This window comes from Streptomyces syringium (assembly GCF_017876625.1).
Lineage (GTDB): Bacteria > Actinomycetota > Actinomycetes > Streptomycetales > Streptomycetaceae > Streptomyces > Streptomyces syringius.
Map to the genome: position 1 here is coordinate 6,262,982 of NZ_JAGIOH010000001.1, position 23,097 is coordinate 6,286,078.

22 protein-coding genes are annotated in these 23,097 nt (G+C 73.7%); 9 read left to right on the forward strand and 13 right to left on the reverse strand.

The features are described from left to right. Window positions 1-5: 5 nt before the first annotated feature. Window positions 6-560, reverse strand: a complete 555-nt coding sequence (locus tag JO379_RS27575) for a hypothetical protein (RefSeq protein WP_209517447.1) — start codon at window positions 558-560, stop codon at window positions 6-8. 252 nt (window positions 561-812) lie between these two features. Between JO379_RS27575 and JO379_RS27580 the strand changes: the two genes are divergently transcribed. Next, window positions 813-1,379, forward strand: a complete 567-nt coding sequence (locus JO379_RS27580; RefSeq protein ID WP_209517449.1) for an EF-hand domain-containing protein — start codon at window positions 813-815, stop codon at window positions 1,377-1,379. Here JO379_RS27580 and JO379_RS27585 read toward each other — a convergent pair. Together JO379_RS27585 and JO379_RS27590 are read right to left on the reverse strand one after the other, a co-directional pair. After that, complete coding sequence (locus JO379_RS27585) at window positions 1,366-1,992, reverse strand: TetR/AcrR family transcriptional regulator (RefSeq protein WP_130881472.1); 627 nt, start codon at window positions 1,990-1,992, stop codon at window positions 1,366-1,368. The two genes, JO379_RS27580 and JO379_RS27585, sit on opposite strands and share 14 nt — an antisense overlap. Before the next feature lie 12 nt (window positions 1,993-2,004). Continuing rightward, complete coding sequence (locus JO379_RS27590; protein ID WP_209517451.1) at window positions 2,005-2,466, reverse strand: DUF2867 domain-containing protein; 462 nt, start codon at window positions 2,464-2,466, stop codon at window positions 2,005-2,007. 183 nt (window positions 2,467-2,649) lie between these two features. Between JO379_RS27590 and JO379_RS27595 the strand changes: the two genes are divergently transcribed. The 3 genes from JO379_RS27595 (at window position 2,650) to JO379_RS27605 (ending at window position 7,000) form a co-directional block, all read left to right on the forward strand. Further along, window positions 2,650-3,060 (forward strand): RidA family protein, encoded by a 411-nt coding sequence (locus JO379_RS27595; protein WP_130881470.1) that lies wholly within the window; start codon window positions 2,650-2,652, stop codon window positions 3,058-3,060. Between the two features lie 96 nt (window positions 3,061-3,156). Then, window positions 3,157-5,922, forward strand: a complete 2,766-nt coding sequence (locus JO379_RS27600) for a helix-turn-helix transcriptional regulator (protein ID WP_209517452.1) — start codon at window positions 3,157-3,159, stop codon at window positions 5,920-5,922. Between the two features lie 157 nt (window positions 5,923-6,079). After that, window positions 6,080-7,000, forward strand: a complete 921-nt coding sequence (locus tag JO379_RS27605) for an alpha/beta hydrolase (RefSeq protein ID WP_242626408.1) — start codon at window positions 6,080-6,082, stop codon at window positions 6,998-7,000. Between the two features lie 74 nt (window positions 7,001-7,074). Here the strand turns inward: JO379_RS27605 and JO379_RS27610 are convergent, their stop codons facing one another. Further along, the gene (locus tag JO379_RS27610; RefSeq protein WP_242626407.1) at window positions 7,075-7,662 is read right to left on the reverse strand and encodes a nucleoside deaminase; all 588 of its coding nucleotides are present in this window, start codon (window positions 7,660-7,662) and stop codon (window positions 7,075-7,077) included. A gap of 143 nt (window positions 7,663-7,805) precedes the next feature. On the opposite strand from JO379_RS27610, the gene JO379_RS33480 reads away from it, so the two are divergent. Together JO379_RS33480 and JO379_RS27620 are read left to right on the forward strand one after the other, a co-directional pair. After that, window positions 7,806-8,738, forward strand: coding sequence for an antibiotic biosynthesis monooxygenase (locus tag JO379_RS33480; RefSeq protein ID WP_130881468.1), 933 nt, complete (start codon window positions 7,806-7,808; stop codon window positions 8,736-8,738). Between the two features lie 22 nt (window positions 8,739-8,760). Beyond that, window positions 8,761-10,140 (forward strand): FAD-binding oxidoreductase, encoded by a 1,380-nt coding sequence (locus JO379_RS27620; RefSeq protein WP_130881467.1) that lies wholly within the window; start codon window positions 8,761-8,763, stop codon window positions 10,138-10,140. A 24-nt stretch (window positions 10,141-10,164) separates the two neighbouring features. On the opposite strand, the gene JO379_RS27625 is transcribed toward JO379_RS27620, so the two are convergent. Then, window positions 10,165-10,944, reverse strand: a complete 780-nt coding sequence (locus JO379_RS27625) for an alpha/beta fold hydrolase (RefSeq protein ID WP_130881466.1) — start codon at window positions 10,942-10,944, stop codon at window positions 10,165-10,167. Window positions 10,945-11,191: 247 nt separating this feature from the next. On the opposite strand from JO379_RS27625, the gene JO379_RS27630 reads away from it, so the two are divergent. Beyond that, window positions 11,192-13,207 carry a DUF5107 domain-containing protein gene (locus JO379_RS27630; RefSeq protein WP_209518919.1) on the forward strand — a complete coding sequence of 672 codons (2,016 nt, stop codon included), beginning with the start codon at window positions 11,192-11,194 and terminating at the stop codon, window positions 13,205-13,207. Window positions 13,208-13,355: 148 nt separating this feature from the next. On the opposite strand, the gene JO379_RS27635 is transcribed toward JO379_RS27630, so the two are convergent. From JO379_RS27635 to JO379_RS27655, 5 genes are all read right to left on the reverse strand, one after another. Further along, window positions 13,356-13,634, reverse strand: coding sequence for a hypothetical protein (locus tag JO379_RS27635; RefSeq protein WP_209518920.1), 279 nt, complete (start codon window positions 13,632-13,634; stop codon window positions 13,356-13,358). After that, window positions 13,634-14,287, reverse strand: a complete 654-nt coding sequence (locus JO379_RS27640; protein WP_130881465.1) for an HNH endonuclease family protein — start codon at window positions 14,285-14,287, stop codon at window positions 13,634-13,636. Before JO379_RS27640 ends, JO379_RS27635 begins: the two co-directional genes overlap by 1 nt. 129 nt (window positions 14,288-14,416) lie before the next feature. After that, the gene (locus tag JO379_RS27645) at window positions 14,417-14,767 is read right to left on the reverse strand and encodes a VOC family protein (protein WP_130881464.1); all 351 of its coding nucleotides are present in this window, start codon (window positions 14,765-14,767) and stop codon (window positions 14,417-14,419) included. 59 nt (window positions 14,768-14,826) lie between these two features. Then, the gene (locus JO379_RS27650; RefSeq protein ID WP_130881463.1) at window positions 14,827-15,636 is read right to left on the reverse strand and encodes a class I SAM-dependent methyltransferase; all 810 of its coding nucleotides are present in this window, start codon (window positions 15,634-15,636) and stop codon (window positions 14,827-14,829) included. Window positions 15,637-15,711: 75 nt separating this feature from the next. After that, window positions 15,712-17,205 carry a bifunctional phosphatase PAP2/diacylglycerol kinase family protein gene (locus JO379_RS27655; RefSeq protein ID WP_130881462.1) on the reverse strand — a complete coding sequence of 498 codons (1,494 nt, stop codon included), beginning with the start codon at window positions 17,203-17,205 and terminating at the stop codon, window positions 15,712-15,714. A 198-nt stretch (window positions 17,206-17,403) separates the two neighbouring features. On the opposite strand from JO379_RS27655, the gene JO379_RS27660 reads away from it, so the two are divergent. Then, a complete protein-coding gene (locus JO379_RS27660; RefSeq protein WP_209517455.1) occupies window positions 17,404-18,609 on the forward strand; it encodes an aminotransferase class I/II-fold pyridoxal phosphate-dependent enzyme in 1,206 nt (401 codons plus the stop codon). A gap of 154 nt (window positions 18,610-18,763) precedes the next feature. Here JO379_RS27660 and JO379_RS27665 read toward each other — a convergent pair whose 3' ends face one another. The 3 genes from JO379_RS27665 to JO379_RS27675 all read right to left on the reverse strand — a co-directional run bounded on the left by JO379_RS27665 (window position 18,764) and on the right by JO379_RS27675 (window position 20,784). Beyond that, the gene (locus JO379_RS27665; protein ID WP_130881460.1) at window positions 18,764-19,396 is read right to left on the reverse strand and encodes a DedA family protein; all 633 of its coding nucleotides are present in this window, start codon (window positions 19,394-19,396) and stop codon (window positions 18,764-18,766) included. Beyond that, a complete protein-coding gene (locus JO379_RS27670) occupies window positions 19,393-20,175 on the reverse strand; it encodes an MBL fold metallo-hydrolase (protein WP_130881459.1) in 783 nt (260 codons plus the stop codon). Before JO379_RS27670 ends, JO379_RS27665 begins: the two co-directional genes overlap by 4 nt. A gap of 84 nt (window positions 20,176-20,259) precedes the next feature. Then, window positions 20,260-20,784: a GNAT family N-acetyltransferase gene (locus JO379_RS27675; RefSeq protein ID WP_130881458.1), complete on the reverse strand. Its 525-nt coding sequence runs from the start codon at window positions 20,782-20,784 to the stop codon at window positions 20,260-20,262. Between the two features lie 217 nt (window positions 20,785-21,001). Between JO379_RS27675 and JO379_RS27680 the strand changes: the two genes are divergently transcribed. Beyond that, a complete protein-coding gene (locus JO379_RS27680) occupies window positions 21,002-23,068 on the forward strand; it encodes a phage holin family protein (protein ID WP_209517457.1) in 2,067 nt (688 codons plus the stop codon). Window positions 23,069-23,097: the final 29 nt, after the last annotated feature.

Below are 23,097 nucleotides of genomic sequence, written 5' to 3' on the forward strand. Positions count from 1 at the left end.
TGCGCTCATGGCCGGACCTCCAGCTGTGCCTGACCGCTGTTGCCCGGGAGGCCGGAGGAGAGACATTCCGTCGGCAGCTCACGGGGCAGTGCGAGGAGTACGTTCCGCTGCGCCGACTGTCCCTTGCCGCGTCCCTCGGTGACCCGGCCCGACAGGTGGACGTCGAGAACGCCGACGGTACGTACCGTGGTGCCGGTGTCGTAGACGATCAATGACTGTTTGCCGTCGGCGTACCGCACGGTCTCCGTGATGCGGGGGTTCGTCAAGCCGTTGCAGGACGCCGACGGTGACACCCCGTCCAGGGTTCCGGTGGCCGGGACGATCCGGCCGGGTCCGACGCTGCACGTGTACCGGGCCTCGGTGTGGACGCGGGTCGCGCGTGCTTCGAGGGTCAGGGGCGGGTCGTACGCGCTTTCGCTGGGGCCTGTGCACAGGATGACCCCTGTGTCTCTGTCTCTGTGCCTGCCCTCGTCGGCCTGACCGGCCGGCGCCGCCACCCACGACGAGCCCACCAGGACCAGGGAACTTAACGCCACCGCCGTGCGACGTCCGCCGATCATGCATCCTCCAGGGATCCGGATCCGCTACCGGCCCCTGCCTACCCCCCTGTCGCATCGGCAACCCCCGGCTGTCGGTGGCACCCGGCTGTCGGTGGCACCCACCCGCGCGCGCCTCGCCTCGTGCGCCGGGCCCGCACCACTCGCACCATGTCAGCGCGCCGCGAGCTGTCACGGCCGTCTTGGACCCCGGCGTACGGGGTAGTGACAGCCGAACGAGAACACAGCTCCCATACCATGATGAAAGGTGCCGCAATGAATGAAACCGCCGCGAAGAGGCTCGTCTTCACCATGCTGGACGCCGACGGGGACGGGGTCATCTCGAAGGACGAGTACGCGGCGCGGGCCGACCGTGTGACACGGGCCTCGGGGCGCAGTGAGGACGACCCCCTGGTCGTCACCGCACGCACGGCCGGTGCGCGGGCGTGGGCGGCGATGGACGCGGACGGCGACGGAGGGGTGACGTTCGAGGAGTACGCGGCCTGGGCCGGTGCCGAGGCGTTCGACACCGTCTGCGAGCCGGTGCTCGGCGCACTTTTCGACCTCGTCGACGCCGACGGGGACGGCGCTCTGGACCTACCGGAGTTCACCGCGCTGCGGACCGCGCTGGGAAATCCGGTCGGCAACATCGAGGCCGCCTTTGACGTCCTGGACGGCGACGGCGACGGGCTTGTCAGCCGCGACGACTACCTCGCCTCCGTCCGCGCGCACGTCAGCGGGGAGAGCTCACCCGTGGGTGAGGCCCTGTACAGCATCGGCGAGGCAGAGGCAGAGGCAGAGGCAGAGGCAGAGGCAGAGGCGGCGGTGGTCAAGGGCGGGTGACAGCAAGAGGGTCGAGTCCGAGGACACCGGCGGCGGTGCGGGCCGCGAGCAGCTCGTCGTGCTCCGCCTGGCCGGCCAGCGCGATCACGGTCCCCTCCAATGCGCCGACGAAGGCGAGCGCGACGGCTCTGGCCGGGGGGCCGGGCGGGATGGTTCCCGCCTCGCGCCCGGCTTCGATCAGGCCCGCGCAGTGCGTGATGAGCGCTTCGTAGCCCTCCTCCACCGTGCGCCCCACCGGGTGGTCCTGCCCGGAGAACTCCAGGCGTAGCGCGATCGCCACCCGCGCGATGTCGCGCCGGCAGAAGACGGCGTGCCCGCGGGCAAGGGTGAGCAGAGCCGCGACGGGATCCGACTCCTGCTCGACGAACCGGCCCACTTCCTGGTCCCAGGTCTCCAGGACCCACTCGGACACGGCCCGCGTCAGGTCCTGCTTGTCCTTGAACTGGTGATAGAGGGCACCGCGCGTGTACCCGGCCTCCTTGGCCACCTGCTCCAGCACGAGGTTGCCGTAGCCGAAGCGGGACAGTCCCCGCGCGGCCGCTTCGAGCAGAGCGGCGCGGGTGCGCAGCCTGCGGTCGCCCTGGGTCGGCCTCTCCCGTGTCTCCTCACGCATTTCCCGCTCCGGTCATTCGGTCGAAATCTTGTTGGCGATCAATTGTCGTGCCACCCGCCGGTGACCGATGCCGACGACCGCCCAGACGAGGCGGGCGAGCACCGGTCGCCGGTAGCGGAGAACGCTGGTGAACGTCCGTCGGTCCGGCTCGATCCGGCGGCCCACGAGGACGACGTGCATCAGCGGCAGGAATGTTTCGAGATGGATCACCTCGGGGCCGGACTCGACGATCCGCAAGGAACCTATCCGGTCGGTCGCTTCCGCGGGTGCCTTGCGCATCCCCAGCAGTCCTACGACCCGCTCGGCCCACTTCGGGGTGGAATCCATCCCGGCCCGGACCCAGGTTTCCGGCCAGTGCGGGTCGGGCTCGGGCAGTCGGAGTTCGAAGGCGTCGGCGTAGTCGTACCGCTGCGCCGTGGCGATCGGGTCGGTGACTTCGATCTGACGTACCTGTTGGGCCAGTTGGGTCTTCATCCCCATGCCTCCCTTGGGTGGTCCACGCCTTCGCATCGTACATACATGCATGTACGTATGTAAGTGCGGGGCGGGGGTCCGGAATGGATCACCGCTTCGCGACGCTTGTCGCTCATGGATCCCATGCCGGGGACCGCAGTCTTCTCGGCCTCGGCGCTTGTCGTGAAGTGAGAGAGAGTCAGCATGTCCTTCGCTCAGCCCGCTCCCGAGCGCGTCCGTGTCACGGCGGACCCCGATTGGTACGAGTCGGCCGGCATCTCGCTCGGTGTCCGGGTCGGGAACCTGGTGTTCACCTCGGGGCAGGCCCCGATCGACGAGCACGGCACGACGGTCGGCGTCGGGGACTTCGAGGCCCAGGCCCGGCAGGCGCTGGCCAATCTGTCGACGGTGCTGACGAACGCGGGCTCCAGCCTCGCCGACACGGTCAAGGCGACCGTGTTCGTCACGGACATCGCGCAGCAGGACGTCTTCGCCGAGCTGCGCGCGGAGCACTTTCCGAACAAGCCGCATCTCGCGGAATCGTTCGTCGAGGTGTCCTCGCTCGCCGATCCGGAGTGGATGATCGAGATCGAGGCGATCGGGCTGGTCCCGTAACCGGTCGGAGATCAGCAGACGCGGCCCGGGTACAGTCGGCCCCGGAGCAGGCGCGGCACGGGGGCCGCCCCCGGGTCGCCAGGGACGTACGTACACATGACAGCAGTTGACCGGCTCGCCGGACGTGGGCGCGAGCTCGCGGCGATCGACGATTTCCTGACCGGTGTGCGGTCCGGCACCGGGCAGGCGCTCGCATTGCGGGGCGAGCCGGGAGCCGGGAAGACCGCGCTGCTGCTGCGGGCCGCAGAACGGGCGGCTCCCGCCCGTGTGCTGCGGGCGACGGGCGCCGAGCCGGAGAGCCAGATGGCGTTCGCCGCGCTGCACCAACTGCTGCGGCCCGTCAGCGGCTTGGTGGACGCGCTGCCCGAGGCGCAGCGCGAGGCCGTGCGGGGCGCGCTGGGACTGGCCGCGCCGACGGGTGGGCAGGACCGGTTCCTGGTGTCGGCCGGGGTGCTGTCGCTGCTCGCGGAGGCGGCTGTTCCGGACGGGTTGGTCTGTATCGTCGACGACTTCCAGTGGGTCGACCGGGCCTCGGCCGACGCCCTGATGTTCGCGGCGCGGCGGCTCGGGGCGGACGGCGTGGGGCTGCTGTTCGCCGCGCGGGACACGGCGGAGGCCCGCCACGCGCTCAAGGACGTACCGGGCCTGACCGTCGCGGGGCTGGACGCGGCGGACGCCGCGCTCGTGCTGGCCGCGAGGTCGGCCGTGCCACCCGTCCCGGACGTCGCCGCGCTCGTCGCGGCCGCCACCGGCGGCAATCCGCTCGCCCTGCGGGAGACGGCGGGGCTGCTGACGCCCGAGCAACTGACCGGCCGGGCGCCGCTGCCCGACCCGCTGCCGGTCGGTGACGGCATCGGCGCGGTCTTCGGCGAGCAGATCGCCCGACTGCCCGGGCCGACCCGGCTCGTCCTGCTCGTCGCCGCGTTGGAGGGCCTGGGCGACCTGCGGCTGGTGCTCCGCGCCGCCGCGCGCCTCGGGGCGGCGGCGGACGCGCTGGACGCCGCCGAGGCCGCGGGGCTCCTGGACGTGACTCCGACGGGCGTCCGCTTCCGGCATCCGCTGATCCGGTCGGCCGTCCACGCCGGGGCGGGGGCCGCCGACCGGCGGGCGGTCCACCGCGCGCTCGCCGCGGAGTCGGAGGAGGCGGGCGACACCGGCCGCGGGGCCCGGCACCGGGCGGAAGCGGCGCTGGGACCGGACGAGGACATCGCCGCGGAACTGGCGGCCGCCGCCGGCCTCGCCCGTGCCCGGGGCGGCTACGCGGACGCCGCACGGACGCTCGTCCGCGCGGCGGACCTGACACCGGACCGGCGGACACGGTCCCTCAGGCTGAAGGACGCGGCCGTCGCGGCCTGGCTCGGCGGTCGGCCGGGGCAGGCCCGGAGCTCGCTGGCCGCGGCCCGGGAGACCGCGGGGGACAGCGGGCCGTCGGCGGAAATAGCCCAGCTCAGCGGCCGGTTCGAGCTTCACTCGGGGGATGCGGCGGAGGCGCTGCGGACCTTCCTGACCGCGGCGGAACAGACCTCGGAACAGACACCGGAACAGGCAGCGCGAGCGCGACTGTCCATCCTGGCGGACGCCGCCGAGGCCGCCTCCTACGTCGGGGACACCGACGCCGCCGTCCTCATCGGCCACCGCGCCGAGGCGCTCCCCGAACTGAGCGGCCCGGCCGACGCGTTCCTCCGGGACGTCCTGATCGGTATGGGCGCCCTCCAGGGAGGGGACAGCCGTGGCGGAGCGCGGCGGCTGCGCCGCGCCCTCGACGCCGTCCCGGACGACGGCTTCGACGCCGTGCTCCTGCTGTGGGCGGCGGCCGCCGCGAGCCTGCTCGGCGAGGGCGACGTCGGGGCCCGCTTCGCGGCCCGCGCGGGACGCGTCGCCCGGGTCTCCGGCATGGTCGGCACGCTCCCCGTCGTCCTGGAGAGCACCGCCACCGCCGAGCGCATGAACAGCGCCTTCGCGCTCAGCGCCGCACTGTCCGAGGAGGGCCTGGCGCTGGCGCGGGAGACCGGCATCACCAACTCCGCCGCCGCGCACCTGGCGAACCTCGCCGTCTGCGCCGCCGTGCGCGGCGACGAGACCGACGCGCGGGCCCGTGCGCACGAGGCGCTGGCCATCGCCATTCCGCACCGCCTCGGCCTGCGCGTGGGCGTCGCCTCGTACGCGCTGGGGCTGCTGGACCTCGGCCTCGGCCGGTTCGAGCAGGCACACGAGCGGCTCACCGCGCTGACCACCGCCGGCCCGGGGGCCGGGCACCCCGCCGCCGTGTGGGGGTCGACGGCGGACCGCGTCGAGGCCGCCGTCGGCGCGGGCGACCTGGACGCCGCCCGTGCCTCCGTCGACTTCCTGGAGCGGTGGTCGGCCAACGCGGCATCACCGCGGGCGCGGGCGCTGCTCGCCCGCTGCCGGGCCCTCGTCGCGGAGGACGGCACCGCCCCGGAGCTGCTCCGCCGGTCGCTCGACCTTCTGGCCGACGACTCCGGTGCCGCGTACGACCGGGCCCGTACCGCCCTCCTGCTCGGCGAGCGGTTGCGCCGGGAACGCCGTGTGGGGGAGGCACGCCCGCATCTGCGGCACGCCGCGGAGGCGTTCGGGCGCCTGGGGGCCGTGCCGTGGGAGCGCCGGGCCCTGGGCGAGCTGCGCGCGGCGGGCGAGGCGGGCGACCGGGCCGAGCCGGCCGCCCTCACCACCCTGACCGCGCAGGAACTGCGGATCACCCGGCTCGTCGCCGAGGGACTGTCCAACCGGGACGTCGCCGCCCGGCTGTTCCTCAGCACGCGCACCGTCGAGTACCACCTGTACAAGGTGTATCCGAAGCTGGGCGTCACCTCGCGGACCGAGCTGGCCCGGCTGCTCGCGTAACCGCTGCCGGAGACCTGCCGGAGACCTGCCGGAGACAGGGCCCAGTGGACTACGTACTCACACCAGTAGTCCTACGGATGGGCCCGTAGCCGCAGTGCGGCAGAGTTCCGGCTTGTCAGCAGGACACCCCGCATCACCAGCACAGGAGAACGCCACCTTGACGGCAGCAGCACAGCTCATCCGCGTCGGCGACATCGAGCTCTGGACGGAGCAGTTCGGCGACCCGGCCCACCCGGCCGTTCTGCTCATCATGGGCTCGATGTCGCAGGCACCCCTGTGGCCCGACGAGTTCGTCGGCCGGCTCGCGGCAGCCGGCCACCGGGTCATCCGCTACGACCACCGGGACGTCGGCCGCTCGACGGCCCGGGACTTCGAGGCCCACCCGTACACCTGCGCCGCCCTCAAGGACGACGCCGTGGGGCTGCTCGACGCCCTCGGCATCGAGCGGGCGCACCTCGTCGGCCACTCGGCGGGCGGGCTGCTCGCGCAGTGGATCGCGGCGGACCTCCCCGACCGGGTCGAGACCCTCACTGTGATCGGTTCCTCGCCGCTCGGCGGCCGGGAGGGACAGGTCCTCATGCGGGCCCTCATGGGGGAGCCGCAGCCGGAAGGCAGCCTTCCGGAGCCGCTCCCGGCGTTCCTCGAGCTGTTCCGGCGGGCGGCCGTGAGCCCGCCGCCCGCCGGCCGCGCCGAGGTGATCGACTTTCAGATCGAGGTCGCCCGGATGCTGGGCGGTGCCGGGCTCCCCTTCGACGAGGACGCCCAGCGGCTGCTGGAGGAACGGCTCTTCGACCGCGCCCGCGACCCGAGGACGGCGGCGAACCACCAGCTCGCCTGGGGCGCCGACCCGGAGTTCGAGCCGGTCGGCGCACTGGAGCGGATCAAGGCTCCGACCCTCGTCGTGGAGGGCACCGGCGAACCGGTCAAGCCGGGGCACGGCAGGCTGATCGCGGCGGAGATTCCCTCGGCGCGACTGCTCATGGTGCCGGGGATGGGCCACATGATCACACCCCCGGTCGTCGAGCCGCTCGCGGAGGCGCTCGTCGCGCACCTCACGTCGGCGCCCACCCGCGCCTGACCGCCACCGGCCGATGGTCCGGCAGCCGAAGCCGGTCCGGGGCGGAGCGCCCCGGACCGGCCGGTCCGCACCACTCAGTACGGGTGCCGGTCCGGCTTGTTCGTCCAGGCGTCGTACGCCCGGGCGCCGATCTCCGGGTGGATCTGCTGGATGTCGATCCTGCGCTCCTCGAGCGGCTTCCCGAAGTCCTCGTACTGGAAGGAGTCGTCGAAGCCGATGTTCCGGGTGTCCTCCAGGCTGCGGCTGAAGTACACGGCGTCGATCCGGGACCAGTAGATGGCGCTCATGCACATCGGGCACGGGGCGCCGCTGATGTAGATGGAGCAGCCCTGGAGCATCCGGGCGCGTTCGGGCACGGGGTCCGGTGAGCCCTCGGGGCGGGGTACCAGCTTCAGCGTGCTGTCGTTCTGGTGTTCCTCGGCGATCGACGGCGCCTCGGCGTTGAGGCACTGCACGGCCTTGCGGATGCTCTCGACCTCGGCGTGGGCGGTGGGGTCACCGGTCAGCAGGACGCGGTTCTGTCCGCGCGCGATGATTTCCCCGTCGCGGGTGATCACCGCGCCGAAGGGGCCGCCCCAGCCGTTCTCCACGGATTCGGTGGCAAGGCGCACCGCCTCGGTGATGAGTTCCTTGTGGTCCATTTCCGCGTCTCCGATCGGCATCGATTCCCTCTGCGAGGCCTGGACGAGGGGCAGGGAGCCGGTCGTTAAAATGCCCCGTTTGCCCTATAAATACTGTATGCACTAGGCTACTCCGGGTGAGTCCACGTGCAAGCCGTGACTCAGCGGCCGAGCATGCCACGGTGGTGACCTCGCAGAAAGTACGTGCGGGTCGCGTCGACGACTACCAGCGCTGGCAAGCCAGGACGAATGAGGCAGCCCGCGAATTCGAGGGGTTCGAGGGCGCCGAGGTGTATCCGCCCGGCGCCGGTGCCGAGAACGAATGGGTGGCGGTCTTCCGCTTCTCCGGGATCGGCCGTCTGACCGCCTGGCTCGCATCGGACCGACGGCGGGAGCTGCTCGCCGAAGGACAGGGACTCTTCGAGGGGCCTCCGACCCAGGAGGTGCTCCAGGGCGGTGCCCCGGCCGAGCAGGCCACCCCGGAAACCGTCACCGCCGTCATCTCCCATGTGGTGAAGCCCGGCCGCGAAGAGGACTTCCTGCGGTGGCAGGAGAAGGTCCTCAAGGCGCAGGAGGCCTCGCCGGGCTTCATGGGCTCCGAGATGTTCAAACCGGTCGAGGGCGTCCAGGAGCGCTGGGTCGTGGTCTTCCGCTTCGATTCCCGTGAACACCTGGAGAGCTGGCTGGAGTCCGACGTCCGCGCCCGGCTTCTGGAAGCGGGGCGCGACTGCTTCACGTCGTACGACGTCCGCAAGGTCGGCTCCGCCTTCAGCGGCTGGTTCCGCTTCGACAAGGGCGCGCAGGACGGCGCCCCGCCGAACTGGAAGCAGGCCATGTCCGTGGTCCTGGCGCTCTATCCCACCGTCATGGTGCTGAACCTGACCGTGGGCTCCGAGCTGGACGGCCTCGATGTGCCCGGCTACATCGCCCTGTTCATCGGGAACGTGCTGAGCGTCAGCGCGCTGACCTGGCTGCTGATGCCTCTGGTGAACAAGGCACTCGCCTTCTGGCTCGTGCCCGCCCGCGCGCGAAGTCGCCGCGTCCATGTGGCGGGTGCCGCCGTGGTGATGCTCTGCTATCTGCTCCTCATCGTGATCTTCGGCCTGACGACCCACTGACTTCACCCGCGAGGAGGTCGTGATGCCCGGACGGACACCCGCAGCACGCGTCGAAGGGGACGTCATCCGGCGGGGCGAGCGCGCGTACGACGCCGCCAGGGCCGAAGCGGTGTGGAACGGGCTCAAGCCGGAGCGCTTCCCCGACGTCATCGTGCGGGCCGCGTCCGAGCGGGACGTCCCCGAAGCCCTCGCCCACGCGCGCTCCGAAGGGCTCCGCGTCTCCGTCCGCTCCGGTGGTCACAACTGGTCCGGCTCCGCGCTCCGCGACGGCAGTCTGCTGCTCGACCTCTCACGCCTTCGGCAGTGCGACGTCGACCCCGCGTCGGCGACGGCCACGGTCGGGCCCGCCGCCACCGGCGGGGACCTCGTCGCGGCCCTCACCCCGCACGGACTCGCCTTCCCCGTGGGGCATTGCCCGTCCGTGGCCGTGGGCGGATACCTGCTGAGCGGCGGGCTCGGCTGGAACTCGCGCGCGTGGGGACCGGCCTGCGCCGACGTCCGGGAGATCGAAGCCGTCACCGCCGACGGTCGGACGGTCGGCTGCGGCGAGACGGACCACCCCGACCTTTTCTGGGCGGCCCGGGGCGCGGGGCCCGGCTTCTTCGCCGTCGTCACCCGCTTCCGGCTCGCCCTCCACCCCCACCCGGGGGCCGTCGTGACCACCGGCCTCACCTTCCCCCTGTCGGAAACCGCTCGCGTGGCGGCCTGGGCGGAGGCGACCGCGGCCGGGCTCCCGGCGAGCATCGAGACGGCTCTCGTCCTCACCGCCTCCGGCGAAGCCACCCGGCACGCCCCGTCGGGGCCGCGCATCACCGTCGGCATGACCGCGTTCGCCGCGACCCGCGAGGAGGCAGCAGCCGCCCTCGCCGTGGCGGACGCCTGCCCCCTGGCCGACAGGGCCGTCTCCCGGCAGCCGCCCACGCCGACCTCGTTCGCCGACCTGCACGCGGCCACCGGGTCGGCGTGGCCCCCGGTGCACCGGTACGCGGCGGACACCCTGTGGTCGCCGGAGTCGTACGAGACGCAGCTGAGCCGCGTCGCCGACGCCGTGGCCCGCGCCCCCTCCGCCAAGTCCCTCGTCCTCGCGCCGGTACGGCCCGTCTCCGAAACCCCCGCGCTGCTGCGGAACATGGCCTTCTCCCCGCTCGGCGCCTCCTACCTCGTCTGCTACGCGATCTGGGACGACCCGGCCGGGGACGCGGCCAACCAGCAGTGGCTGCGGGACGTGATGGCCGCGGTGGACCCGTCGGGGCTCGGCGGCCACTACATCGCCGAAACGGACCTGGAGGCCGACGCCTCCCGGGCCCGGCGCGCCTACGCACCCGCCGACTGGGACCGGCTGCAGGAACTCAAGGCAGCCTGGGACCCGGACAACCTCTTCCAGTCCTACCTCGCGCCCTGACCCGAGGGCTGTGACGGAAGGCTCTCACCGCACTCCGTCGCACAGCTCCAGCACCAGATCCGCCACCGCCTCCGGCTCGCGGAGCGTCGGCAGATGGTCCGAGCCCGGCAGCCGCACCAGGCGGCAGCCCGGGATGCGCGCGGCCATGTCCTCGTTGCAGCGCACGACCTCCGGCTGGTCCTGTTCGCCCAGGGCCAGCGCGCACGGGACGGCCAGTTCGCCCAGCCTGCCGAAGGTGGGCGGATCCTGCACCTGGTACGGCTGGTTGGTGAACCACGCCGGGATCGACGCCCGGATTTGGGCCGCGGCCTCGGCGTCGTCGCCCACGCCCGCCATCGCCCAGGTGCGCATGGCCAGGGCGAGAATGCCGTCCATGTCGCCCGCCTCGGCCCGTGCCTCCAACTCGGCCATGAACTCCGGTGTGGTGAGCTCCCCGGGATATCCGGTGACGCCCGGGCACAGCAGGGCGAGCGCGGCGACCCGCGCGGGGTCGTCGAGGGCGAGATTCACCGCCGGGACACCGCCCATGCTCGTGCCGACCAACGCCACCCGGCGCAGCCCGAAGTGGTCGAGGACCGCCACCAAGTCCTCCACCAGGGAGTACGTCGCCGTCGCCACCGGTGAACGGCCGAATCCCCGCACGTCGTAGCGGATCACCCGGTGCCGCTCCACCAGACGCGGCCGGATCGGATCCCAGACGCTGGAGTCGCCGATTCCGGGGTGCAGCAGAACCAGGGGCAGCCCGTCACCCCCCGAGTCCTCCGCCCAGACCTCGCCGTTCTTGACCGACACCATGAGTTCCATGGGCCAAGTCTGCTCGCGGTGCCCTCGGACCACCAGGGCACGCCAACTCCTGGCCCGAGCCCGGCACGGAGTGCGGTGTGGGTTCCACAGCCTGGTGCAGGCCGCCTACGGCATCGCCGTCACCGAGCAGCGCACGGCGGGCGGCAGCCACGTGGCACGCCTCGCCCTCGTGCGGACCGCGGCGTGGCTGACGAAGATCACGGGCCCGCCGGGCGTACGGCGATCCCCGGAAGGGAACGAGGTTGGCGTGGCCACGATCATCCGACGAGCTGTCCTGTCCCTTCCCGCCGCGTCGCCGGGACCCGAGAACCCGCTGCCCGCGCTACGGCCCCGCACCGAGGTCCACCGCGTCGACAGCCGGCAACGGGCCGGGTTCCCCGCCGACATGGCCCGGCAGCTCGGCCACGCGCCCTTGCGCACGGTCCTGCCCGTGCGGCTGCGCGACGGCTACACCCGCAAGCGGGTCCCCACCGACCTCGACGCCGTCGTCATCGAGAACGACCGGCTGCGCGTCACCGTCCTCCCCGGCCTCGGCGGCCGGGTGCACTCCATCGAACACAAGCCGACCGGGCGTCAGCTCCTCTACCGCAATCCCGTCCTCCAGCCCGCCGACTTCGCCCTCAACGGCGCCTGGTTCTCCGGCGGCATCGAGTGGAACATCGGCGCGACCGGGCACACGACGCTCTCCGTCGCCCCGCTGCACGCCGCCCGGGTGCCCGCGCCCGGCGGCGGCGAGATGCTGCGCCTGTGGGAATGGGAGCGGCTGCGGGACCTTCCCTTCCAGGTGGACCTGTGGCTGCCCGACGGCTCCGAATTCCTCTACGTCGGCGTGCGGATCCGCAACCCCCACGACCGCCCCGCGCCGGTCTACTGGTGGTCCAACATCTCCGTCCCCGAAGCGACGGGCACCCGCGTCCTCGCCCCGGCCGACGAGGCATGGCACTTCGGCTACGAGCGCGCGCTGCACCGCGTCCCGGTGCCCAGCCGCGACGGCGTCGACCGCACCTACCCGCTGAACAGCGAATTCCCCGCCGATTACTTCTACGAGCTCCCCGACGGGACCCGCCGCTGGATCGCCTCGCTGGACGGCGACGGGCGCGGGCTCGTACAGACCTCGACCGATCTGCTGCGCGGCCGCAAGCTGTTCCTGTGGGGCTCCGGCGCGGGCGGCCGCCGCTGGCAGCGATGGCTCACCGAGCCAGGCACCGGCGGCTACGCCGAGATCCAGGCGGGGCTCGCCCGCACCCAGCTGGAGCACGTACCCCTGGAAGGGGGCGGGGAGTTCGCCTGGCTGGAGGCCTACGGGCCGCTCGCCGCCGACCCCGGCCGGGTCCACGGCGCCGACTGGGCCGCCGCGTGCGGCGAGGTCGAAACCCGGCTGGAGGAGGCCCTGCCCCGCGCGGACGTGGACGCCGCGTACGCCGCGTGGCGGCCCTACGCCGACCACGAGCCCAAGGAGCGGCTGGCCACCGGCTCCGGCTGGGGCGCGCTCGAAGTCGAACGCGTCGGGTACCGACTGCCGGGCACGCCCTTCGACTCCGCGACGCTGGGCGAGGAGCAGGCGCCGTGGCTGGAGCTGTTGCGGACCGGCAACTTCCCCCACACCTCGGGGACGCTGCCGCCCGGCCCCTCGCTCGTTTCCGCGCCGTGGCGTGACCACCTGGAGGTGGCCGAACCGGATCCGGTGGTCTGCTACCACCTGGGGGCCGCCCAATGGCACGCGGGCGACCGCTCTCAGGCGGTCCGCAGCTGGGAGCGCGTCGCGGACGGCCACTGGCCGTCCCTGCGCTGCCTCGCGGTCGCCGACCAGGAGTCCGGTCACTGCGAACGCGCGGCCGACCGCTTCCTCGACGCCTTCCGGCGGGCCGGCGCGGCCTGCGGGGCGAGCGCCGAAGGGGCCGCCGCGGTGGCCGCGCTCGGCCGTGAGGCGATCACCGCGCTGCTCGCGGCCGACCGCGCGGACGACGCCGCCGACGTGCTGGCGGGGCTGCGCCCCGGCGTCCGCGAACGAGGCCGCTTCCTCCTGCTGAGAGCCCGGATCCTGCTCGCCCAGGGCGACGCCCCCGCGGCGCGGGCGCTCTTCGACGACGGCTTCGAGGTGGCCGACCTGCGGGAGGGCGACGAGACGCTGGGCGACACGTGGTACGCCATCGCCGAACGCCTCGAAGCGGGCGACGGCCCCGTCACCGACGCCGTACGGGCGACGGCCCGCGCCCGGCACCCGCTGCCGGAGCGCTACGAGTACCGGATGCGACCGTCGTGAGACGCGCTGCTTTTGTCCCCAATCTCCCCCAGCTACCGCTGGGAGGTGCCCCCAGCGGGCTGGATTTTCGAGCCCGTCCGGCGATTGAGGACCGGGTCCGGGCGGAGCCCGGGGGGTTGCCGTCCGGTGCCGGTCCAGGTCGTCGCCGTCACGACCCCGGTACGACCGCCTCGCCGCCCTGACGTACGGCTTGCACGACCGCGAGGTGCAAAGCTTCCATACCGTCCGGCGGTACGTCGGCAGGGCTGCCGGTGAGCGTGTACCACTCCTCCGCGCCGGTGTACTGGACGCGCACCGTCGCCCGGCCGTCGGGCAGGCGGGTGGTGGCGACGGTGAGGTCACCGGTGACGACGCCCACCTCCTCGGTCATCGCCCCGCCGGGGCCGGCCGTGACCTCGTCCGCGTATCGCCGCGTCTCCTCGCTCATCAGGCGCACGTGTCCAGCATCGAGCCCAGCTTGTCCTTCTCCGGCTGTGTCACCGACAACTGGTACAGGTGTTTGACGTCGGTCCAGGCGCGGGCGTACGTGCACCAGTAGGCGCTGCTCGGCGGGGACCACTGGTCGGGGGACTGATCGCCCTTGCTCCGGTTGGAGGCCGCGGACACGGCGATCAGCTGGGAGTGCTCCAGATCGTTGGCGAACGCCTTCCGCCGGTCCGTCGTCCAGCCGTCGGCCCCGGACCGCCAGGCGTTGGCCAGCGGCACCATGTGATCGATGTCCACCTGTGACGCCGAGGTCAGGGTCTTGTCGTCATAGAGGCTCTTCCAGGTCCCGGAGACCGCCCGGCACTCATTGTCCTGGCCGACCTCCTGGCCGTCACGTCGCAGCACGACCTCCCGGGTGTCGCATTTGTTGCCCTGCTGCGCCCAGTGCGGGAACTTCGCGCGCGCGTAGCCGTCCATCGAGTGCGGAGCCTCGACGGCCAGCTTCCCGAGCTCTTCGCGGGCGACGGCCGCCGGGGGCGGCTCGGGCATGTCGGCGGGCGCCGCGGCGGCCGGAGAGCCCACGGCCGGACCGAGAAGGGCGGCCAGCGCGAGGGCGACGACGGCAACCGGGCGCTGTGCGCGCGTGGTGAGCATGCGTCAGGAGTACCGGACGGTACCGATGAGGCGAGGCAGGTCACCCGGTTGGTTGCGTGTCACCTGGGGCCGAGGCCCCTCCAGGCGGCCGGGCCGCGCCGGAGGGGCCGTCGTCCGGGGTGCCGGGGGTCAGGCGGACTTGCGGTCGACGTACTCGAAGACCGAACCGTCCGGGTGGCGGGCCACGAGGTTGCGGCCGATCGGGGTCGCCACCGGGCCCGCGATGATCTCCGCGCCCACGGTCCGGAGATCGGCGTGCGCCTCGTCGACGTCCGTGACGGCGATGGTGGCCGTGATCTTCCGGAGGATCGACAGCTCCTTCTCCGGGCCGCTCATCAGGAAGAAGCAGCCGACCGCCGCGACGTCGACCCCACCACGCCGGAAGCGCAGCGCCTCGGCGCCGGTCAGACGTTCGTAGACACCGATCGCCGCGTCGAGATCACCGACACAGACCCGTAGCGAAGTCCCCAGAATGTTCATGGAACAAGGCTAGTTGGCGCACGGAGATCACGGGGAGGGACCGCTTCACCCCCGGCACTTCATACCCGGCACAGGAGTTCGCCGTTCAGCACGGCGAACCACGCGTCCTCGTGCCGTCCCCACTCGTGCCAGGCCGCCGCTATGTCCGCGAGGCCCGCCGCGTCCGTGTGGCCGCCGTCCACGGCGAGCCGCGCGTACGTGGACGCGACCGTGCGGTCGGCCCACAGCCCGCTCCACCAGGCACGATCGCCCTCGCCGGCGAAACACCAGGCGCTCGCGCCGGCGGTGACGTCGGTGAAGCCCGCCCGCCGCGCCCAGGACAGCAGCAGGCGCCCCGCGTCGGGTTCGCCGCCACCCGCGCGGGCGACGCGCTGGTACAGGTCCAGCCAGTCGTCCAGACCCGGCACGCGCGGATACCAGGTCATGGCCGCGTAGTCCGCGTCCCGGACGGCGACGACGCCGCCGGGGCGGCAGACCCGGCGCATCTCGCGCAGCGCGGCCACCGGGTCGCCGACGTGCTGGAGCACCTGGTGGGCGTGGACGACGTCGAAGGAGCCGTCCGGGAAGTCCAGCGCGTGGACGTCACCGGTCGTGAAGCGGACGTTGTCCAGCCCGCGCTCACGGGCGACGGCGCGGGCCCGCTCCAGCACGTCCGCCGCCGCGTCCAGCCCGGTCACCGCGCCCTGCGGCACCCGCGCGGCCAGATCGGCCGTGATGGTGCCCGGCCCGCAGCCGATGTCCAGGACCGCCATGTCCGGCCGCAGTTCGGGGAGCAGATACGCGGCGGAGTTCGCCGCGGTGCGCCAACTGTGCGAACGCAGGACGGACTCGTGGTGTCCGTGGGTATAGACGGCGGTCTCGTGCGGCATGGCGACTCCTCGGTGTCCGCGGGCCTAGGGCCGCCACCGTAGGCGATCGTCTCGGATCACGAGAGTGGCGTCTCGTCATTCGGGCAGCCGATAGACGACCAGCCCTTCGTTCTCCTTCGCCATGGTCAACGCGTGCGGCGCGGAGGCGACTTCGCCGTCGTACGCCAGGTGCGTGCCGGGCCGGATGCCGCTGATGCGCAACTGCCGCGCCCGGGCCGTCCCGAGCACCGGCGAATGCCGAAGCGCGCCCGTCAGCGCGGCCGCGAGCAGCCGGGTGCGGGCCAGCCGGCCGCCGTAGACCATGCGGACGTCGAGGACCCCGTCGGCGAGGTCGTGACGCCGCACGGGGGCCAGACCCACGCCCCGGTACGTGCAGTTGCCGACGAAGAGCATCCACAGCTGCCGTTCCCGGCCGTCGACCCACAGCCGCACCGGCTTCGCCGAGTTCAGCACGTGCACGGCCGCCAGCACCCCGGCCGGCCAGGCCCCGACCCGCGGGGCCCACCGCTCGCGCACCCGCACGAGCTCCGGGTACGCGCCGATGCTGAAGGTGTTGAGGAAATGCCGCGTCGTGTCCGCGTCCGCGCCGTCGTCCGCCGGCCTGAACCGCACCAGATCCACCGCCACGGCCTCCCCGGTCTCCACGGCCCGGCAGGCGTCGGCCACGGACTCGATGCCCAGGTCGTACGCGAAGTGGTTGTACGTGCCGCCCGGCAGCACCGCCAGCGGCAGCCCGTACCGCCGCGCGACGGCCGCCGCCGCGTTGACGGTGCCGTCACCGCCGAAGACGCCGAGCGCCCCGCCGAGCTCCGCCGCGCGGCCGGCCGCCGCCGTCAGCGCATCCTCCAGCGTCTCGCCGTCGTCCTCCGACCCGCACTCGACCACCTCCGCGAGCGGGAGCACAGCGCGCACCTGCTCCGCCACGTCCGACCGCACCGCCGCCCGCTGACCGGAGCCCACGTTCGCGACCACGACGAGGCCCTCGCCACCGGGCAGCGCCGGTGCGCTCGCCCGCGGCCGGGCCGGCGGCGCGAGCTGCGCCCGCGTGGGCACCAGCCCCCGCACCGCGAACGCCGCGCCCGCGCCCAGCAGCGCGCCCGCCAGGACGTCCCCGGGGTAGTGCACACCGGTGTAGACGCGGGAGAAGCACACCGACGCGGCGATCGGCGCCAGGGCCAGACCCCACGCCGGCTTCTCCAGCGCGACACCCGTCGCGAATGCCACCGCGGAGGCGGAGTGCCCGGAGGGGAAGGACGTCGTGAACGGCTGCCGAGCCAGTTGCCGTATCACCGGCACGGCGTCCAGCAACGGCCGGTGACGGCGCACGGACGACTTCGCGACCGTGTTGACCGTCGCGGACGCGACAGCCAGCGAGGCCACCCCGCGCAGCGCCGCCCGCCGCACGGGCCGCCCGCCCACCACCGCGGCCCCTGCCGCCAGCCCGAACCACAACACCCCGTGATCGGCGCTGCGCGACAGCTTGGGCAACACGCGGTCACCCCCAGGCCAATGCCTGCCGGCGACCATTCTGAACAATGACCGGTCCCACGAACCAAGTACACGTCGCATGCGCAAACGTGTACCCGGTCTTGGCCTTTCCGCACCGGCGTGTTTCCGCTGGTGCAGCGGCAACAGCCCGCGCAGCGGGAAACGGCGCCGCACCCGGCAAACGTCAAAGCCCCAGGCAGTGGCCACGGCGGGGCACCCGCTGAGTGGCGGGGCCACCTGCGAAGGTGGAGGCTGGCCAGGTAAGAGGTGGAGGTAAGGATGCAGGCGAACCCGCCGCTTCCCGCTCTCACCGCGCCGGAGCGCGGACTGCCCGTGCTGGCGGAGCTCGCCGCGCGGGTCGCGGAGGCGGCCGGGCGGACCGGGCCGGAGGCCGTCGGGGGCGGGAGCGAGCTGCGTGCCGCCGCCTGTGGGTACTGGGCGCGGCGCGGACTGCCCACCGGGCCCGGTGACGTCATCGCGGCCCCGGGCGCCGAGCCCCTGCTGCTCGCGCTGCTCGCGGCGGCGGGCGGGGACGTGCTGCTGACCCGGCCGTGTGCCGCCGGGTACGGGCCGCTCGCGCGGCTCGCCGGGCGGTCCGCGTACCACGTGCCCGTGACGGCCGAGAGCGGCGGCGTCCCCGATCCCTTCGCGCTGCTGGAGACCGTGCGGCGGATCCGTGCCGAGGGCGGCAGGCCGCGGGTGCTGCTGCTGTCCGTCGCCGACGACCCCACCGGCACCGTCGCGCCGCCCGAGATCCTGCACGAGGTCTGCGAGGCCGCTGTCGCGGAGGAGCTGACCGTCATCAGCGACGAGACGTGGCGCGACACCCGGCACGACCCGCACGGCACCGTTTTCGTCGGACCGGCGGAGATGATCCCCGGTCACGTCGTCGTCCTCACCGACCTCGCGGGGTCCCTCACCCCCACCGCCTGGCCCGCCGCCGTGGCCCGCTTCCCCGCGCAGGGGCGCGGGCCGGTTCTGCGGGCCAGGGTCACCTCCGCCCTCACCGCCGTACGGGCCGAGCTGCCGCCCCCCATCGCCGCCGCCGCGGCCTACGCGCTGGGCGAGCCCCAGCCCATCCGCGCCCGGACCGCCGCCCTGTCCCACCTGTACGGCTCACTCGCCGCCGCCGCCCGGGAGCGGCTCGCCGCCGCCGGGGTGCTCTGCCGTCCCCCGCAGACCGGCCCCTATCTCTACGCCGACCTGGGCGAACTGCGCGCGCCCCTGGCCGCCCGCGGCATCACCGACTCCGTCGACCTGGAAACGCATCTCAGCGCGCGGCTCGCCCGGCCCGTCCCCGGCGGCCACCGTTTCGGCGACAGCCCCGACGACCTGCGGGTCCGGCTGTCCACGCCGCCGCTGCTGGGCACCACCGACGAACAGCGGCAGCGGGCCTTCGAGGCCCGCGATCCGCTGGAAGTGCCGGAGGTGCGGGAGGCTTTGAGCCTCCTGGGTTCGGTCTTCGGCGAACTCGCCGGCGGGTGACCTCCCGCGGTGGGCTGTCGGTGCCGCCTGCGGCGGCGAGCGCCCTGCGGGCGCGTCCTCAAGCGCCGGACGGGCTGGATTCGGCTGAGCTCGGCCGCCAAGCCCGTCCGGCGCTTGAGGACACCGCCGCGCAGCGGAGGCGCGGGCGACACTCCTAGCCGGCGGAGCCACGCCGCAACCGCCGCCACACCGTCGGCGCCGCACCGACCGCCACCGTCAGGGCGACGGCGGCGACCACGCCCTGCCACGGCCGGGCGAACAGCGAGCCGCCCAGGACGCCGATGACCTGGTACGTGGCCGCCCACGCCAGCGCCGCGGGGAGCGCGCCGCGGGCGAACCGGCGGGCGGGTACGCGCGCGAGCAGACAGGCCAGCATCACCGGGATCCGCCCGGCCGGCATCAGCCGGGACAGCACGAGCACGGTCACCCCGTGCTCCTCCAGGCCCGCCCGCGCCTGCGCCAGCCGCTCGGGCGCCGCCCGCTCGCGCAGCCGTGCCAGCCAGCGCGAGCCGCCCCGCGAGGCGACGCCCCGCCGCCCGAGCCCGTACAGCGCCAGGTCACCGAGGAAGGCCGCGCCGGCCGCGACCAGGAAGACCCACAGCAGGGAGAACGGGGAACTCTGGTGGAACGCCACCACCGCCGCCGAACTCACCACCGCACCCGTCGGCACCACCGGCACCAGCGCACCCAGCACCACCAGCAGGAACAGCGACGGATAGCCGACCGCCTGCTGTGTCGACTCCGGCGGCACGGCCCGCGTCACCGTCTCGGCCAGCGACCCGATCACACGGCCTCCGTCGGCCGCACCGACTCGCCGTGGGCCAGCCGGTGCACGGTCGCCTTCGGCGCGAGCTGCGCCGCGAGGCGGGCGAACTCCTCGCCGGGCGCGTGGAATTCATGCGGCCGCACGGCGTCCATGCCGATCGGCCAGTACGTGCCGTAGTGCACCGGAACCGCGCTCGCGGCGTCGAGCAGGGCCAGCGCCCGCGCCGCGCGGCCGGCGTCCAGATGCCCGTGGCCGAGGAACGGTCCCCAGCCGCCGACCGGCAGCAATGCCACGTCCACCGGGCCCACTTCGTCGGCCATCGCCCGGAACAGCCCCGTGTCCCCGGCGAAGTACGTCGTGGCCTCGCCGCGCATCACATAGCCGAGCGCCGGGACCCGGTGCGGCCCGTACGGGCGCCGCCGCCCGTCGTGCTCGGCGTGCACCGCCCGCACCCGCACCGCCCCGACGGCCAGCTCGTCGCCCGGGGCGGCCTCGCTGACCAGCAGGCCACGGGCGGTGGCCACCTTGCGCAGCCCGGGCACCGCGGCGGGCGCGCCCCGGGGCACCACCAGACGGGTGCCGGGGGCGAGCCGGGCCAGCGAGCCCAGGTGCAGATGATCGGCGTGCAGATGCGAGACGAGCACGACGTCCGCCACGGCCGCCGCCGCGGGCGGCAGCGCGCCCCGGCGGCGGCGCAGATGCCCGAGCCGCCGGACGAAGAGCGGGTCGGTCAGCACCCGCACCCCGGAGTCCTCCACCGTCGCGGTGGCATGCCCCCACCAGGTGATCTCCACCGGCACCCGGGCACCTCCCCGTATCGCTGCCCACGCCACTTCCGTGACGCACGTACGCGTCCCGAGCCTACGGCCTGACCGCGCGGGACTTCACGAGCGCGCCTCGATGACGTGGACACACAGCGGGAGCCCGTGCACCGGGTGTGTCGTCTCCCGCTCGCGGCGCATGCCGAGCTTGCGCATGATCTGCTCGGACGCGTCGTTGCCCACGGTGTGGACACTGACGACGCGGGCCAGACCGCGGTCGCGCAGCGCGAAGTGCAAGGCCGCGCGCGCCGCTTCGGTGGCCAGACCGCTGCCCCAGAACGGGCGGCCGAGCCGCCAGCCCAACTCCACCGCCGGCAGGATCTCCGGCAGGAAGCGCGGCACCGACAGCCCCACGAATCCGGCCAGTTGACGGCTCTGGCGCACCTCGACGGCAAACAGCCCGAGACCCAGCTCCTCCCACTCCCGCTCCCACGCGGCGATCGCGTCGGCCGTCTCGGCCCGGTCCCGCACCGAACCGTCCCCGATCCAGCGCATCACCTCCGGGTCGGCGTTGATGGCGGCCATCGCGTCGAGATCGTCCTCGCGCCAGCGGCGCAGCGTCAGTCGGGGGGTGCGAAGGGAGGTCATGCCGCCATCCTGCCCAGCGACAGGACCGAAGCCACGTGAGAGGGGAATGATCTGTGAACCAAGGGGATTGAGAGGGACGGGGGTGACACCGCTGCCCCGGGCCGCCCCGCGGCCCGGCCGTCCGGACCACCGCTGTGCCACGCTGGAGGAGAGCCCGCCCGAGGCGCCGAAGTCCGGGTCCCCCCCGGCGCGGGCGGCGATCGTGAGGTGAATCGCGTTGCGCAGGCCCCGTTGGCGGACCGTGGGCGGAGCCCTGATCAGGGTCGTCGCCGTATGGGCGGTCAGCACCCTCACGATGCTGCTCCTCGCGGGTGCCCTGCCCGACTTCCGGCTCCAGTCCGCCGACGGCGAGAGCACCACCCGCATCGCGATCACCGCCGCCCTCGGGGCGGGGGCGTTCGGCCTGCTCAGCGCGCTGGTGTGGCCCCTGCTCGTGCGGGCCCTGCTGCTCGTGCCCGCCTTCGTGCTCGGGCTGCTGGTGTTCTTCCTCAACGGCTCCCTGCTGCTGATAGCCCTGCGTCTGGTGCCCGTCGGCAACGGCGCGGCCGAGCCGGAGACCGCCGTCGTGGTCGCCGCCGCGATGTCCGCGGCCTCGTCCGCCACCAGCACCTTCCTCGCCGTGCGCGACGACGGCGCCTACCGGCGGCGCCTCGCCCGCCTCGCCGACCGCAAAAGACGCCGCCGGGGCGCCGAGGGCGGCCCCCGGACCACGCCCGGCACGGTCTTCCTCCAGCTCGACGGGGTCGGTCACGACGTGCTGTGCGAGGCCCTGCGGCCGCGCACCGGGGCGGGCGGCCGCCGCAGACCGCCGCTGATGGAGACCGTCGCCGGCTGGGCGGCCGGCAGCCACCGCCTCACCCCGTGGCGCACCGACTGGTCCAGCCAGACCGGCGCCAGCCAGCTCGGCATCCTGCACGGCACCAACGAGGACGTGCCCGCCTTCCGCTGGTACGAGAAGGAGACCGGCGAGGTGCTGGTCAGCGGGCGGCCCGCCGGCGCGGCCGAGCTCCAGCGCCGGGCGGTGGCCCGCACCCAGGACGGCGGGCTGCTGAGCGCCGACGGCGCCAGTCGCGGCAACCTCTTCAGCGGCGGCGCCGACCAGCTCGCCCTCGTGCTGTCCGTCGCCGCCCGCCGCGGCAGACACAACCGCTCCCGCTCCGGCTACTTCGCCTACTTCTCCGACCCCGCCAACGCCACCCGCACCGCCGTCTCCTACCTCGCCGAAGTCCTCCGGGAGATCGGCCAGTCCATCGGCGCCAGGCTCCGCCGCGAGCACCCGCGCCTCGGCCGCGGCGGCCTCTACCCCTTCGTCCGCGCCTTCGCGACCGTCGTCGAGCGCGATGTGGTCGTCGCCGCCGTCATCGGCGACATCCTCTCCGGGCGCACCGCCGTCTACGCCGACCTCGTCGGCTACGACGAGGTCGCCCATCACTCCGGGCCCCGCGGCCGTGACACCCACCAGGTGCTGCGCGGTCTCGACCGCGCCATCGCGCTGATCGCCAAGGTCACCGAGCACGCCCCGCGCCCGTACCGCCTGGTGCTCCTCTCCGATCACGGGCAGAGCCCCGGCGAGACCTTCGCGGCCCGCTACGGGCTGACCCTGGAGGAGCTGGTGCGGGCCGGCCTCGCGCCGGGCCCCGGGCGGGAACCGGTCGTGCTGGCGTCGGGCAACCTCGGCCTGGTCTCCTTCCCCGACCTGCCCGGCCGGGCGAGCCGGGAGCTGATCGAGGAGCGGCACCCCGGGCTGCTGCGCACGCTCGCCGATCACCCGGGGATCGGCTTCCTGCTCGTGCGGTCCGAGGAGCACGGGCCCGTCGTCCTCGGCCCCGGCGGGGCGGAGCACCGGCTGGACACCGGCGAGGGCGCCGAGGACAGCCCGCTGCGGGCGCTCGGCCCCGGCGCGGAGGAGGCCGTGCGGCGCACGGCCGGCTTCCCGCACACGGCGGACATCATGGTCAATTCCGCCTATGACCCGGCGACCGGCGAGGTGCACGCCTTCGAGGAACAGATCGGCTCGCACGGCGGGCTGGGCGGCGAGCAGGGCCGCCCCTTCCTGCTGTGGCCGAAGGATCTGAGCGCGCCCGTCAGCGAGGGCGAGGAGCTGGTCGGCGCGGAGGCGGTGCACCGGGTGCTGCGGCGCTGGCTGCACGAGGCGAGTGGGCCGCAGGTACCGGTGGGTCGGATTCCGATTCATCGGGGGGCGGTGGACGAATCGCTGTCGATGGGCGATTTGCCTGCACCTTTTGCGGTCGGCGACCCGGGAATGCTTGACAAAACTCAGTGATTTGGCGGAGTGTCGCGCCTCGTTGAACC